We start from the raw sequence: 13,914 nt of genomic DNA on the forward strand, positions 1-13,914 counted from the left end.
CTCGCTTGAATAATTTAGAGGAACCTTGGAAAAGATTGGCTCGTTTTCCGCCTGCTTCTCACTTGAATAATTTAGAGGAACCTTTGGAAGGGCTAGTTAGTTAAAACCAAGATCAAAACTAAGACCGAAATTACAAGTTTGGGCCTACAAACTCCAAGTATATTGCGGCCAGTTATTTTCATTGGCGGCTTGTTGTAAGCGTGGGTCGCCGTTGATAATAAATACTTCATCGGCAAAGTAGCACATGGGAAGGTCGTTGGCAGAGTCGGTGTAAAAGTAGATATAGGCATCGGTGATGGGTTGGTGGCTTACCCAATGCATTAGACGCTTAACTTTACCTTCTTTGAAAGTGGGAATACCTTCTATTTCAGTAGTGTAGCAACCACTTTGTTGCTTGATATCAATGCCCATGGCGACGTCAGCATTAAGTTTGTTTGCTACCTTTTTAACAATAAATGAAACGGTTGCGGAGATCACAATAATCGGGATCTTTTGAGATCGATAAAAGGCGATCGTGCTTAATCCTTCGGGATAAATTCGCGGAATAATAATGGTGTCGATAAAATCATCGAGCCACAGATCGACTTGCTCTGTTTTTATATTGGCAAGAGATTGCAAATTAAATCGCAAATATGTTGCCATATCTAAAGATCCTGCATTGTATTGCGCCATCATTGTTTTATCAGCCTCGACAAAACGGGGGTCTTTGATGATTTTTTTATCCCATAAATATTGCGTCCACAGTACGCTGCTATCTCCTTGAATTAAGGTGTCATCCAAATCAAAAATGGCTAATTTGTTCCGCATTTTTATTTTTCCATGATTAAATTAGCTTAAGGCGCGAATTTCATTTTTATTAAACATCAGTTCAAGACGTGTTCCGGGCTCAAAAAGTCGTTCTGAAGAGCGGTTAAGTAGGTCAACTGTCATATTTCCTGCTGGCGTATTGACTGAATAACGAATGATATTGCCCAGTAATTGATGGTCGACAATAATAGCATCAACAGGATGCGAAATATGGTCTGCATATTGACGTCCCGCTTCTTTTACATAAATAGATTCGGGACGGATCGCGAGGGTGCCTTGTAGATTTAGTCCCAGCATGGCATTGGCTTTCTCTGCGGTAACGAGATTATAGTTACCCATAAAACGTGCTACAAACTCATTAGCCGGTTGAGTATAGATATTTTCTGCTGTATCGCTTTGAACAATCGAGCCTTTATTCATTAAAAAAATTCTATCTGACATGATCATTGCTTCATCTTGATCATGAGTGACAAAAATAGTTGTCAGTTTTAGTTCACGCTGAATATGACGAATTTGTTGACGTAAATGTTTACGAATACGAGCATCAAGGGCTGATAAAGGCTCATCGAGCAATAATATTTGCGGCTTCATCACCAAAGCGCGAGCCAGTGCCACTCGTTGACGCTGACCACCAGACAATTGATGCGGATATTGCTGCTCTTTCCCTTGCAGTTCAACCATTTCAATCACATCGGTGACTGCTTTTTCCCTTTCTTTACTATCAACTTTGCGCATCTTCAGGCCAAAGGCAATATTTTCGGTCACCGTCATATTAGGGAACAATGCATAACTTTGAAATACCATACCTACGCCACGCTGCTGAGCAGCTTGATGGGTAATATTTTCACGACCAATATAGAGCTCACCACTATTTAGTTGCTCAAGACCTGCAATACAGCGTAAAAGCGTTGATTTTCCACAACCGCTAGGACCTAGCAAAGTAATAAATTCGCCTTTTTCAATCGTAAACTGGATATCAGAAAACACCTGATTTTGACCAAAGGACTTACTTAAATTTTCGGCAATGACATAGCTCATCATTAATCTCCAGAACGATTCAATCGAGTTGCTAACCAAGTCAGCAGCAACGTAAAGAGGAAATAAGACATTACCAGCGCTGAGGTAAAGTGACCGCTAGTTTGACGCATATTGAAGAGATAAATTTGCAGTGTTTCATAACGGGTTCCTACCAATATATTGGCGAAAACAAATTCACCCATTAGAAATGAAAATGAAATTAATAATGAGACAAGAAAACCTTTACGAATATTGGGTAGCACAATCAATATAAAAGCTTTAAATGTGCTAGCACCTAATAGGTGAGCAGCATCCATCAAGTCATGCAAATTAATACCTTGGAAACTATTCGCCAAAGCACGATACATAAAGGGTAAGGTGATGGTGAAATAGGTGCCAATTAAAATCCACGGCGTGCCGACTAATATAAATGGTTCATCAGAAAATATTTGTAATAAACCGACGGAAGAGACTACGGGCGGGATGGCAAAAGGTAAAATAATCAATAAGTCCATTACACTTTTTAGTTTGGGAAAACGATAAAATACCGCAAAGGTCATGGGGAGAATAATCAACGTACTGACGAGTAGGGTACCAAAACAGATAATCAATGAACGCCCAAAAGCCATTAAAAAACGTGGATCTTGCCATAATTGCAAATACCATTTTATTGATAAAGAGTCTGGCAGAACCGTTGCCCCCCATTGGCTGGCAATAGAATAAAGAAAAGTGGCGATAATGGGTAAAGCTAGTAGGCTTGCAACACTAATTAGAATTAATTTGTGCAGCCACAGGCTAGGAGCTTGACTAGATTTAGTTATCATTGGGCTGATTGCATTATTACTTTGCATGGTAGCTCCGTTTTAATAACCAATGGTGAATAGCGGTAATAAAACCAAGAATAGCAATTAACAAGACAGATAGCGCCGCCGCCATATTCGGTTCTAAGAATAGATCGCCAGAAACTAAGCTGGCAATTCGGATAGTAACCAGATTGTAATTACCGCTAGTCAAGGCGTAGGTACTTGCGTATGCCCCAACCGCATTGGCGATTAAGATAATAAAAGTACCGAGTAATGCAGGGGAGATGACAGGAATAGCGACCTTAAACCAATATGTTAGTTTACTAGCACCCATCGTTTTTGCAGCTTCTTCCCACTCTGGTTTTAGGGCATCAAATGCAGGGTAAAGTAATAAAACTCCTAACGGTATTTGGAAATAGATATACAGCAGCATCAACCCATTGGCGCTATAAATATTAAAGTCTTCAATAATCCCCCATGCTTTAAGTTGCAAGGTAATCGCACCGTTAAAGCCTAAAATAATAATAAAAGCAAAGGCGAGAGGAACACCACTGAAGTTACTGGTCATTGTGGTGAAAGAAATCATTATTCGGCGGACTTTACCTTGCATTTTATAAATAGAAAATGCCGTCACGCTAGAGATCAATAATCCAATCACGCTACAGAAAATTGAAAGCCATAATGTATTTTCAAATGCTTGTAGATAAAAATCATTGGTGAAGACTTCAAGATAATTGGCAACTGACCACGCTTCTTCGTAAATGAAACTATTAATCAATACCCAAATCATTGGCGCAATTTGAAATAGGCAAAACAGCGTGATGAAAGGCAGCATTAATAAAGCCGCCTGCCAATGAAAGCGAGCCAAATGTTTTTTTAACATGGCTATTTTGCCTTGTTGTTGAGCTGTCTGTTCGCAAGGAGCGGTAATGTCGGCCATTAATTGCCTCCTACCAGTAACTCATGACAAACGGATTTATCGGGATAGTTCACACCGAGTAAAGCACACAGGGTTCCGCAAATTGCGGTCTGTTCCATCTCGCATTGGGGATCATGTGAAAACTGTGTTCCGATAACGAACAGCGGAACAGTGCATTCTTCTGGTAAAATGCCACCATGGCTGCGATCATTATTCATGCCGTGATCACTGGTGATAATCACTTGATAACCTTGCTCAATCCATGTCGGAATATAGTTCGACAAAATAATATCTGCTTTACGAGCGGTATTACGATATTGCGCTGAATCAAAACCAAACTTATGTCCTGCATCATCAATATTCATAGGATGAATGAGTAAAAAGTCAGGAGAATATTGAGTGCGTAAATATTCTGCATCAATAAATAAATGGTCATCAGGATAGCTATCAGCTTGATAAAAACAGCCATATTGAATAGCGAGTTGTTCATCATGAGTAAAGCGGTCACGAATCGCCACAAAAGGCGCTCGGTTATAGAGTTCGCTCACCCAGTAATAAGCCGCCGCTGCGGTGATTTTTCCGGCTTTACGTGCTAAGGAAAAAACACTGTCGAAATGGGATAACCGAACCACTTCATTGTTTACAATGCCGCTTTTAACGGGTGAAATACCTGTCAGTATGCACTCATATAAAGGGCGAGACATTGAGGGGAGTTCACACTCCATTTTATAAAGTGTTGCACTATCAGCCTTGATTAAGCCATTGAGATAGCCCATACAATGATGGGCCACTGAATAACTTAAACCGTCTAGAACAACAAGTATGACCTTTTCTGACATTATCAATCCTAATTACTGCTGGTGGATTAAAACTTGCTGTTGCCACATTTTCGGCAAAGTACGAGATGACTTTTCCCAACCCTCTGCATCTTTAATGGGATGAGCATTTTTATATTGTGCTTCAGGGAGTAATTTAGATTTAATTGAATCTGGTAATGTCAGATATTGTGCACGAATAGGGCGAGCATAACCTTCCGCCAGATTTAACTGTCCTTTATCACTGAAAATATATTCGCGAGCTAATTTAGCTGCATTTGGGTTTTTGGCATATTTGTTGATAATCGTGGTATAACCTGAAATAACCGAACCATCTGATGGAATAACAACGGTGAAACGATCGCGGTTGATCTGATCGCGATAATTCAGTGCGTTAAAGTCCCATAAAATACCGACTTCAACTTCACCTTTTTCGATATTGGCGACAGTAGGATCGTTTACTGATAAGCGCTTTTGTTTAGCGAGTTCAGCAAAAAATTCAATGGCCGGCGTGAGGTTGTTTTCATCACCACCACGAGCAAAAGCAGCGGCAAGGACAGCGTTGTTAGCTTGTGCTGCTATACCCACGTCACCGACGGTGACTTTATATTTACCTTTGAGTAAATCGTCCCAACTTTTTGGTGCGTCTTTGACTAACTCATTGTTAATCATAAAAGCAATTGACCCAGTATAAGCTAGCGCCCAATGCCCATCTTTATCTTTTGCCCAATTAGGAATTTGTTCCCAAGTTGTCGGTTTATAAGGTTGAGTCACCCCTTTTTGCACAGCGACGGGACCAAAAGAGGCACCAACATCACCAATATCTGCCGTTGCATTTTTTTTCTCAGCTGCAAATTTTGCGATTTCTTGGGCCGAACTCATATCGGTATCTTGGTGTTTTAATCCATATTGGTTTTCTAAATCCTGCCAAGTTCCTTTCCAGTTAGCCCATGAATCTGGCATTCCCACACTGTATACTTGCCCTTCTTTTTTTGCCGCATCAATTAATTTAGTTAAATTAGCATCTGCTGCTAATGTAAGGCTTGATGTTGTTAGAGATATTAAAATTGCAGGAACGATAACTTTCATCTTTTCTCTCACTATTGAGGAGCCGTATTGGTTAATTAGCATGCTAAGTTGATAAGATGACAATCAGTTGAAAGATTTATGACGCTTTTTGTATAATTTGTACTTAAAGCTGTATCATTTTGTTTATGAAAATGAACAAAAACTGTCAAATAAAGCATTGAAATATAACCCGTTAATCTTTTGAATTATTGTGTGTAAAAAGACTATCTTGGGTATAAAGGTAATTATTTTATGCAGATAAAAGATATGGAAAATGACTAAATTAACATTAGCAGGAACAGAAAGTGGTTGGTGGTTCATTTGTTTTGCGGGTCGGTTGTGGCTACCTCAGGGGGATGTTCCGAGAGGAACAGCTAAAGAGTTGTCTCTTATTGGTAAAACAGCGACCCCAATCGGGGAATGGCAAGGCGAGATAGTTTGGCTTATTGCTGAAAAAATGCCTTCAGATATGGCTTCCCCTCGTTTAGTCGCGGCACAAGATGAAGGACTTTTTCGACTTGCAGGTCGAGGAGTTCAACTCGCTGAATTTTATCGTTCACATCGTTATTGTGGTTATTGTGGAACGTCAATGCGTCATAGTAAAACGGAGTGGGCTTGTCTTTGTGACCATTGCCATGAACGTTATTATCCGCAAATTGCTCCTTGCATAATTGTGGGTATACGGCGAGATGATCATATCTTATTGGCTCAACATCGTCGCCATTCACAAAATCCATTATTTACAGTATTAGCGGGATTTGTGGAAGTTGGTGAGACATTAGAAGAAGCGGTTGCTCGTGAAGTGATGGAAGAAAGTAATATTAAAATTCGTAATATTCGCTATGTTTCATCACAGCCATGGCCATTTCCACATTCTTTGATGATGGGCTTTCTTGCCGATTATGACAGCGGGGAAATTAAAGTTGATCCAAACGAATTAATTAGTGCCCAGTGGTATCACTACAATGAGCTGCCTTTAATTCCGCCAGGAGATACTATAGCAAGGCGTTTAATTGAAGATACTGTTGTGCTTTGTCGTGATAGCGAAGATGAAGCAAGCCAATAGGCGCGCTGATATTGTTGTCTTTAACATGCTACAATACTAGCCCTTAGCCATTTACGGCGGCCACTGATTATAATGGAGTAAATAATGACTGAGTTAAAAAATGACCGCTATCTACGCGCGTTGCTACGTCAACCTGTAGATGTGACCCCGGTATGGATGATGCGTCAAGCAGGCCGCTATTTGCCTGAATACAAAGCAACACGGGCACAAGCCGGTGATTTTATTTCTCTGTGTAAAAATACGGAGTTGGCGTGTGAGGTGACTTTACAACCATTACGTCGCTTTCCATTAGATGCCGCTATTTTATTTTCTGATATCTTAACCATTCCTGATGCAATGGGACTTGGTCTCTATTTTGAAACAGGGGAAGGCCCGCGCTTTCAAAAGCCAATAAGCAGCCTTGCGGATGTCAAAAATATTCCAATTCCTGATCCAGAAATGGAATTAGGTTACGTAATGGATGCTGTGAGGGCTATTCGTAAAGCGCTAAATGGTGATGTGCCGTTGATTGGTTTTTCAGGTAGCCCATGGACATTAGCGACTTATATGGTTGAAGGTGGCAGCAGCAAAGCCTTCACTAAAATCAAAAAAATGATGTATGAAGACCCTGCTGCACTGCATTTATTACTCGATAAACTGGCTGATAGCGTTATTTTATATTTGAATGCACAAATTCGTGCTGGTGCACAATCCCTGATGATTTTCGATACTTGGGGCGGTGTGTTAACTAAGCGTGATTATTTACAGTTTTCATTGAATTATATGCAGAAAATCATTGATGGGCTGATCCGTGAAAACGAGGGTCGCCGCGTACCCGTAACCTTATTTACTAAAGGTGGCGGTCAGTGGTTAGAAGAAATGGCTGCGACGGGCTGCGATGCATTAGGTTTAGATTGGACGACTGAAATTGCAGATGCACGTCGTCGCGTTGGTGATAAAGTTGCATTACAAGGTAATATGGATCCATCGATGTTATATGCGCCGCCAGCTCGTATTGAAGAAGAAGTACAAAATATTCTTGCTGGTTTCGGTAGCGGAGATGGCCATGTATTTAACTTAGGACATGGCATTCATCAGGATGTTGCTCCTGAGCATGCAGGTGTATTTATCGATGCCGTTCACCGTTTCTCCCGACAGTATCATCAATAGCCGGCAGGTTTAACTCATGGTGTATTTACCGTAGCTTGTAAGTGCACTATTATCATCTATCATTAGTAATAATTAAGTATCTTAAGTATTGGTACATTATGGTTTTAGATACTCACTTGTTACGGCAAGAACAAATTCATCAAGCCGAACAAGTTATTTTAGCTGATGAATACCAACAGCCTCGCTTTATTGGCGGGGCTGATGTGGGTTTTGAACAACAAGGTAGCATTACTCGAGCTGCTATTGTCGTGTTGTCATGGCCACAATTGGAATTAGTTGAATACCAGATAGCACGAGTCCCGACTCAATTACCTTATATTCCTGGGTTACTTTCCTTTCGAGAAGTGCCTGGGTTAATGGCGGCGTGGACACAAATAAAACAAAAGCCTGATTTGGTTCTTGTGGATGGTCAAGGTATTGCTCACCCAAGGCGCTTTGGTGTTGCTTGTCATTTTGGATTACAAGCGAATGTTCCAACGATTGGCGTCGCAAAAAGTCGTTTATGTGGTGATGACGTTGTGCTCGCCGAAGAACAAGGTAGCTATCTACCTCTAATGCAAAATGGAAATCAATTAGGCTGGGTACTGCGTAGCAAAAAACGCTGTAACCCTTTGTTTATTTCTCCGGGACATAAAGTCAGTTTATTGTCGTCGCTAGAGTGGGTAACGCGGTGCTTGCAAGGGTATCGGCTACCTGAACCTACCCGTTTTGCTGACGGAATTGCATCTAATCGCATATTTTTTAAGCGAATGAATAAGAAAATTGGCTAATTATCAGCAAAATATGTGGCATTGGCGGATTTTCAGGTAAACTGCGAAGTATTGAGATTGATGAGTCAGAAATTATGTTAAAAAATCCCATTCATTTGAGGTTGGAAAAATTAGAAAGCTGGCAGCATGTCACTTTTATGGCTTGCCTGTGTGAAAGAATGTATCCCAATTTTCAAATGTTTTGCCAGCAAACTGAATTTGCGCATGAAAAAGTTTACCGCTCTATACTCGATTTAGTTTGGGAAACCTTGATCATAAAAGATAGCAAAGTCAATTTTGACAGTCAGTTAGAAAAATTAGAAGAAATTATTCCTGTCGCGGATGATTTCGATATATATGGCGTGTACCCTGCCATTGATGCATGTGTTGCTTTAGGCGAAGTTATTCACTCAAAATTGAGTGGTGAAACATTAGAGCATGCAATAGCGGTTAGCGAAACATCCATCCGTACAGTGGCTATGCTTGAAATGACTCAAGCTGGGCGAGAAATGACTGAGCAAGAGCTCAAAGAATTATCTTCTGTTGAAGAGGAATGGGATATCCAATGGGATATTTTCCGTTTACTGGCAGCTTGTGAAGAACGAGACTTAGAGTTAATTAAAGGATTAAAATCTGACCTTCGCGAAGCGGGGGTTAGCAATATAGGCATTACATTAAGCTGATTTTTATACTTTCGTTAACGAAAGCGTGACTTGACGCAGTAATGCTGAGTACTAAGGCTTCACATATGCCCCTAATCTAGTCTACATTTAGGGGCGAGAAGAAGTGGCTATCGGGGGCGTGTATCAGGGCTGTCAATTTGGCATATCCGACGCACTCGATGCTTTGCAAACGATAAACACACTGTGTAAGGATAATTTATGAATAAGACTGAATTAGTTGATGCTATCGCAGAATCAGCAGACCTGACCAAAGTTCAGGCAAAAGCAGCATTAGAATCTACTCTGAGTGCTATTTCTGACACGCTGAAAAAAGGCGAGCAAGTACAACTGGTCGGTTTCGGTACTTTCAAAGTCAGCCATCGTGCAGAACGTACTGGTCGTAACCCTCAGACTCGTGAAGAAATCACAATTCCAGCTACAACTGTACCTGCTTTCTCTGCCGGTAAAGCATTGAAAGAAGCAGTAAAATAAGTACGTTGTATACAAGAGTTATCAGAGGGGGTACAAAACTACCCCTTTTGTTTATTCGAAAAGGGTTGCTGGTATTGGGAGCTATCTCAATGCTAAGCGCCTGCTCCTCTAATTCGCCTAAACTCCCGGAGTTCAGTGCAAGCGGATTTATTGCCGATGATGGCGTAATTCGTATGTGGCGACTCAACAATGATAAAAGCGAACCCCTCGTCTTAATGGTTGTTTATAGCCCTTATAAAGGCACAGATACTTCTGTTAATTTTTTCGAATACCGAATGGGAAAACTTTGGCAAATTCGTAGCCAAATCATGAGTCAAGGTGACGGAAATATTATGGAGCAGCTACGTTTCAATAAAAATAATGACATTATTTTTATGCAGCGCGAGCAAGCAAATAATAAAATTCCACTGACAGAAGATGAAATTACTCGCTGGCGTTTTGAGGCTGAGCGTATTCTTGAGACAAATACTGCATTAATTGTGGGTAAAGTTGAACTTTATCAAGGACGTTGGCAGCAAGGTAAAGTCACAACTTGCCAAGGCGATGTACGCGAGGTGAAATTTGAGTCTTATGCAGAGGATTGGTTACAGAGCCGATCAAAAGTTTGGCATAACCAGTTGAATATCGCCTGGCTGGAGTCTCCAGAGGGAAACCAGTTGTTGATGGTCGCTGATACCGATTTTTGTCGCTGGGAACCTTCTAAAGAGAGTTTATAACCTCACCGCTCGTCGCCTTCCAAACTACAACATTATTGGTTTCAGTAACTTACCTTAGATATAAGCAATTTTTCCGTCTAGTTGTAATTCAAAATACTTAGAAGCGCTGACTCTGAGTAGAGGCAAAAATCAAACACAAGTATTGAGAATAAAAAAGCTGATAACGATGTATCAGCTTTCGGTGTCATGATAATTAAAGGCTATTTAATACGAGAAATTGCGCGATAACCGATGTCATTGCGATAAAAGCTATTATCCCAATGAATAGTTTTGGCGGCTTCATAAGCTTTAGCTTGTGCTTTTGCGATATCGGCGCCGAGCGCGGTAACACAAAGGACACGTCCACCGGCAGTGACAACCTCATTATCTTTCATCGTTGTACCTGCATGGAAAACTTTACTATCAGTAAATTCTTCAGTAGGTAATCCTGAAATGATATCACCATTATGATAATCGCCGGGGTAGCCGCCTGCGGCAATAACAACACCAAGTGCAGGACGCTCATCCCAAAGTGAATCTTTTCCTGCAAGTTCGCCTTTAGCACCGGCAAGGCATAATGCGACTAAATCAGATTGTAAGCGCATCATAATTGGCTGTGTTTCAGGATCACCAAAGCGGCAGTTAAACTCGATAACTTTAGGATTACCTAATTTATCAATCATTAAACCTGCATATAGAAAACCTTGATAGCGATTTCCTTCTTTATCCATTCCTTTAACCGTTGGATAAATTACTTGTTGCATTACTTTCTGATGAACTTCATCTGTAACAACAGGAGCAGGTGAATATGCACCCATACCACCGGTATTAAGGCCTGTATCACCATCACCAACACGTTTATGATCTTGGCTGGTTGCCATTGGAATGACATTTTCACCATCAACCATGACAATGAAACTAGCTTCTTCACCGTCAAGAAATTCCTCGATTACAATGCGATGTCCTGCATCACCAAAAGCATTACCTGCAAGCATATCATGCACGGCATTTTTAGCTTCTTGCAATGTCATGGCGACAATCACGCCTTTACCGGCCGCAAGTCCATCGGCTTTGATAACAATTGGTGCACCAACTTTATCTAAATAAGCGAGCGCTGGCTCAATCTCAGTAAAATTTTGATAGTCAGCCGTTGGAATGTTATGGCGCTCTAGGAAGTCTTTAGTAAATGCTTTTGAGCCTTCAAGCTGAGCAGCACCTTGAGTCGGGCCAAAAATGGTTAGCCCTGCATTTTGGAATTGATTAACAATACCAATGACTAATGGTGCTTCAGGACCAACAATCGTTAAATCAATTTGTTTGTCTTTTGCGAATTGAAGTAATGCATCGATATCTGTTGCTGCAATATCCACATTTTCTAATGTCGGCTCGAGTGCCGTTCCTGCATTACCTGGCGCGACATAGACTTTATCTGCAAGTGGTGATTGTGCGGCTTTCCACGCTAGTGCGTGTTCACGACCACCGCCACCAATAATTAATATATTCATCAATACACCTTTAATAATTAATGACGGAAGTGACGCATATTGGTAAAGATCATCGCGATGCCATGTTCATTTGCCGCATCGATAACTTCATTATCTCGAATAGAGCCGCCAGGTTGGATAACACAAGTCACGCCAACAGCTGCTGCCGCATCGATACCATCACGGAAAGGGAAGAATGCATCTGATGCCATTGCACAGCCGGCAACTTCTAAACCTTCATCTGCGGCTTTAATACCTGCAATTTTTGCGGAATAGACACGGCTCATTTGCCCTGCCCCGATACCGATAGTCATATCATTTTTCGAATATACGATGGCATTTGATTTAACAAATTTAGCAACCTTCCAGCAAAAAAGAGCATCTTTCATTTCGCGCTCAGTAGGCTGGCGTTTAGTGACAACGCGTAACTCATCTTTTTTTACCATGCCTAAATCACGATCTTGAACCAGTAAACCGCCATTCACACGTTTAAAATCTAAGCCTGCGATAGGTTTTTCCCATTTACCGCAAATAAGAACTCGAACGTTTTGCTTAGTTTCCAGTATAGGTAATGCATCTTGATCAACTGAAGGGGCAATAATGACTTCAACGAATTGGCGGTCAACTATTGCTTGGGCTGTATTTTTATCTAGTGGACGGTTAAAGGCAATAATTCCACCAAATGCAGATGTCGGGTCAGTTTTAAATGCTCGGTCATAAGCAGTAAAAATATTATTGCCAATAGCGACACCACAAGGGTTAGCGTGCTTAACGATCACGCAAGCTGCTTCATCAAATGATTTTACACATTCAAGAGCAGCATCAGTATCTGCAATATTATTGTAGGATAATGCTTTGCCTTGAATTTGAGTTGCCGTTGCGATGGACGCTTCTTTTGGATTTTCTTCTATATAGAAAGCGGCATCTTGATGACTATTCTCGCCATAACGCATATCTTGTTTTTTAATAAAGTTTAAATTCAAGGTTCGAGGGAAGCGACCAGAAGGTTGAGTGGTGTCACCATAATAAGGGGCAACAAGTTCACCAAAGTAGTTCGCAATCATACTGTCATAAGCGGCAGTATGTTCAAAAGCTTTAATCGCTAAGTCAAAGCGAGTTGACCAATTCAGCGAGTTATCATGGTTATCCATTTCATCAATGACAATTTGGTAGTCATTACTGTTAACCACAATTGCTACATCTTTATGGTTTTTTGCTGCGGAGCGCACCATTGTTGGGCCACCAATATCGATATTTTCGACAGCATCTTCTAATGTACAATTGGGTTTCGCGACAGTTTGTGCAAAAGGATATAAATTGACGACAACCATATCGATGGGTTCAATATTATGTTCTTGCATGATGGCATCATCAGTCCCACGACGACCTAAGATCCCACCATGAATTTTCGGATGCAGTGTTTTAACACGTCCATCCATCATTTCAGGAAAACCCGTGTAATCCGAAACCTCTGTAACCTTCAGGCCTGATTCTGCTAATAGTTTTGCAGTTCCACCAGTAGAGAGAAGCTCAACTCCTCGGTGAGAAAGCGCCTTAGCGAATTCAACAACCCCTGTTTTATCAGACACACTAAGCAGGGCACGGCGAATTGGACGAAGCAGTTGCATGAAATAGATCCCTTGGATAAGAAAGAATTAGAGCGTATCAAATGAGTTAAAGAGCCTATGGCTCTTCTTATATCGCTATCTATAAAAGCTGAATATTGAGACTTCTTCAATAGCTATATATAAGTCACTAACAATTTCAGAACATAAACATAAAATTAATGCTGATTTTTCGCGCTAATTGTAGCGCAAACGTTTGCGTAATGCGCGCTAAATTTTGAATATTTTTCTATCTGTGGATAAGTTTGTGGATAAAAAAGTATAAGTAGGGGTTTTGCTGTGGATTGCAGCAGTTGAACTAAAAAATGCAAAAAAACTATTGCGCGAATTTTCTGACTCCCTATAATGCGCATCCACTGACACGGCAAACCGCTTCGGTGGTGAGGTTTGAAAAATAACCCCGATGACAGTAAGAGGTGAAAAAAGAAAGATAAAGTTGAAAATAACTACTTGACTTTCTGAAAGAAAAACGTAATATACACACCTCGCAACAACGACCTGATTCATTGAATTTAGTGTCGACATCGAAAGATGAGTTGCAACGCTCTTTAACAATTTATCAG

15 protein-coding genes are annotated in these 13,914 nt (G+C 40.8%); 6 read left to right on the forward strand and 9 right to left on the reverse strand.

The genetic code is table 11. From position 1 onward, the window contains the following. Window positions 1-144: 144 nt before the first annotated feature. From ACTH6U_RS20305 to ACTH6U_RS20330, 6 genes are read right to left on the reverse strand one after another with little or no spacing between them, the layout of a single operon-like run. Entirely contained in the window at window positions 145-807 is a 663-nt protein-coding gene (locus ACTH6U_RS20305; protein WP_294104471.1) for an HAD family hydrolase, read from the reverse strand. 21 nt (window positions 808-828) lie between these two features. Continuing rightward, on the reverse strand, window positions 829-1,845 hold the full coding sequence (locus ACTH6U_RS20310; RefSeq protein WP_294104472.1) for an ABC transporter ATP-binding protein: 1,017 nt from the start codon (window positions 1,843-1,845) through the stop codon (window positions 829-831). 2 nt (window positions 1,846-1,847) lie between these two features. Then, complete coding sequence (locus ACTH6U_RS20315) at window positions 1,848-2,675, reverse strand: ABC transporter permease (protein ID WP_441833016.1); 828 nt, start codon at window positions 2,673-2,675, stop codon at window positions 1,848-1,850. Next, window positions 2,665-3,567 (reverse strand): ABC transporter permease, encoded by a 903-nt coding sequence (locus ACTH6U_RS20320; RefSeq protein ID WP_294104476.1) that lies wholly within the window; start codon window positions 3,565-3,567, stop codon window positions 2,665-2,667. The genes ACTH6U_RS20315 and ACTH6U_RS20320 overlap by 11 nt, the downstream gene beginning before the upstream one ends. Then, window positions 3,567-4,385 carry an alkaline phosphatase family protein gene (locus ACTH6U_RS20325; RefSeq protein ID WP_441833017.1) on the reverse strand — a complete coding sequence of 273 codons (819 nt, stop codon included), beginning with the start codon at window positions 4,383-4,385 and terminating at the stop codon, window positions 3,567-3,569. The genes ACTH6U_RS20320 and ACTH6U_RS20325 overlap by 1 nt, the downstream gene beginning before the upstream one ends. Window positions 4,386-4,397: 12 nt before the next feature. Continuing rightward, entirely contained in the window at window positions 4,398-5,450 is a 1,053-nt protein-coding gene (locus ACTH6U_RS20330; RefSeq protein WP_441833018.1) for an ABC transporter substrate-binding protein, read from the reverse strand. Window positions 5,451-5,703: 253 nt separating this feature from the next. Between ACTH6U_RS20330 and nudC the strand changes: the two genes are divergently transcribed. From nudC to ACTH6U_RS20360, 6 genes are all read left to right on the forward strand, one after another. Further along, complete coding sequence (gene nudC / locus ACTH6U_RS20335; RefSeq protein WP_294104484.1) at window positions 5,704-6,495, forward strand: NAD(+) diphosphatase; 792 nt, start codon at window positions 5,704-5,706, stop codon at window positions 6,493-6,495. An 84-nt stretch (window positions 6,496-6,579) separates the two neighbouring features. Beyond that, a complete protein-coding gene (gene hemE, locus ACTH6U_RS20340) occupies window positions 6,580-7,644 on the forward strand; it encodes a uroporphyrinogen decarboxylase (RefSeq protein ID WP_294104486.1) in 1,065 nt (354 codons plus the stop codon). A gap of 98 nt (window positions 7,645-7,742) precedes the next feature. After that, window positions 7,743-8,414 (forward strand): deoxyribonuclease V, encoded by a 672-nt coding sequence (gene nfi, locus ACTH6U_RS20345; protein ID WP_294104488.1) that lies wholly within the window; start codon window positions 7,743-7,745, stop codon window positions 8,412-8,414. 74 nt (window positions 8,415-8,488) lie between these two features. After that, window positions 8,489-9,076 (forward strand): YjaG family protein, encoded by a 588-nt coding sequence (locus tag ACTH6U_RS20350; protein WP_336429459.1) that lies wholly within the window; start codon window positions 8,489-8,491, stop codon window positions 9,074-9,076. A gap of 198 nt (window positions 9,077-9,274) precedes the next feature. After that, complete coding sequence (locus ACTH6U_RS20355) at window positions 9,275-9,547, forward strand: HU family DNA-binding protein (RefSeq protein ID WP_294104492.1); 273 nt, start codon at window positions 9,275-9,277, stop codon at window positions 9,545-9,547. Window positions 9,548-9,636: 89 nt separating this feature from the next. Next, window positions 9,637-10,263, forward strand: coding sequence for a DUF1481 domain-containing protein (locus tag ACTH6U_RS20360; protein WP_294104494.1), 627 nt, complete (start codon window positions 9,637-9,639; stop codon window positions 10,261-10,263). A gap of 200 nt (window positions 10,264-10,463) precedes the next feature. Here the strand turns inward: ACTH6U_RS20360 and purD are convergent, their stop codons facing one another. From purD to ACTH6U_RS20375, 3 genes are all read right to left on the reverse strand, one after another. Further along, window positions 10,464-11,747 (reverse strand): phosphoribosylamine--glycine ligase, encoded by a 1,284-nt coding sequence (gene purD, locus ACTH6U_RS20365; RefSeq protein WP_441833019.1) that lies wholly within the window; start codon window positions 11,745-11,747, stop codon window positions 10,464-10,466. 17 nt (window positions 11,748-11,764) lie between these two features. Continuing rightward, window positions 11,765-13,354: a bifunctional phosphoribosylaminoimidazolecarboxamide formyltransferase/IMP cyclohydrolase gene (purH, locus tag ACTH6U_RS20370; protein WP_441833020.1), complete on the reverse strand. Its 1,590-nt coding sequence runs from the start codon at window positions 13,352-13,354 to the stop codon at window positions 11,765-11,767. A 207-nt stretch (window positions 13,355-13,561) separates the two neighbouring features. Further along, window positions 13,562-13,914, reverse strand: a 353-nt coding sequence (locus tag ACTH6U_RS20375; RefSeq protein WP_441833021.1) for a hypothetical protein, incomplete at its 5' end; no start/stop codon positions are given.

This window comes from Providencia sp., assembly GCF_052096715.1.
Classification (GTDB): Bacteria; Pseudomonadota; Gammaproteobacteria; order Enterobacterales; family Enterobacteriaceae; genus Providencia.

Coding starts and splice junctions, on each gene's coding strand:
- ACTH6U_RS20305 (WP_294104471.1), bottom strand. CDS start 807: ATGCGGAACAAATTAGCCATTTTTGATTTGGATGACACCTTAATTCAA.
- ACTH6U_RS20310 (WP_294104472.1), bottom strand. CDS start 1,845: ATGAGCTATGTCATTGCCGAAAATTTAAGTAAGTCCTTTGGTCAAAAT.
- ACTH6U_RS20315 (WP_441833016.1), bottom strand. CDS start 2,675: ATGCAAAGTAATAATGCAATCAGCCCAATGATAACTAAATCTAGTCAA.
- ACTH6U_RS20320 (WP_294104476.1), bottom strand. CDS start 3,567: ATGGCCGACATTACCGCTCCTTGCGAACAGACAGCTCAACAACAAGGC.
- ACTH6U_RS20325 (WP_441833017.1), bottom strand. CDS start 4,385: ATGTCAGAAAAGGTCATACTTGTTGTTCTAGACGGTTTAAGTTATTCA.
- ACTH6U_RS20330 (WP_441833018.1), bottom strand. CDS start 5,450: ATGAAAGTTATCGTTCCTGCAATTTTAATATCTCTAACAACATCAAGC.
- nudC (WP_294104484.1), top strand. CDS start 5,704: ATGACTAAATTAACATTAGCAGGAACAGAAAGTGGTTGGTGGTTCATT.
- hemE (WP_294104486.1), top strand. CDS start 6,580: ATGACTGAGTTAAAAAATGACCGCTATCTACGCGCGTTGCTACGTCAA.
- nfi (WP_294104488.1), top strand. CDS start 7,743: ATGGTTTTAGATACTCACTTGTTACGGCAAGAACAAATTCATCAAGCC.
- ACTH6U_RS20350 (WP_336429459.1), top strand. CDS start 8,489: ATGTTAAAAAATCCCATTCATTTGAGGTTGGAAAAATTAGAAAGCTGG.
- ACTH6U_RS20355 (WP_294104492.1), top strand. CDS start 9,275: ATGAATAAGACTGAATTAGTTGATGCTATCGCAGAATCAGCAGACCTG.
- ACTH6U_RS20360 (WP_294104494.1), top strand. CDS start 9,637: ATGCTAAGCGCCTGCTCCTCTAATTCGCCTAAACTCCCGGAGTTCAGT.
- purD (WP_441833019.1), bottom strand. CDS start 11,747: ATGAATATATTAATTATTGGTGGCGGTGGTCGTGAACACGCACTAGCG.
- purH (WP_441833020.1), bottom strand. CDS start 13,354: ATGCAACTGCTTCGTCCAATTCGCCGTGCCCTGCTTAGTGTGTCTGAT.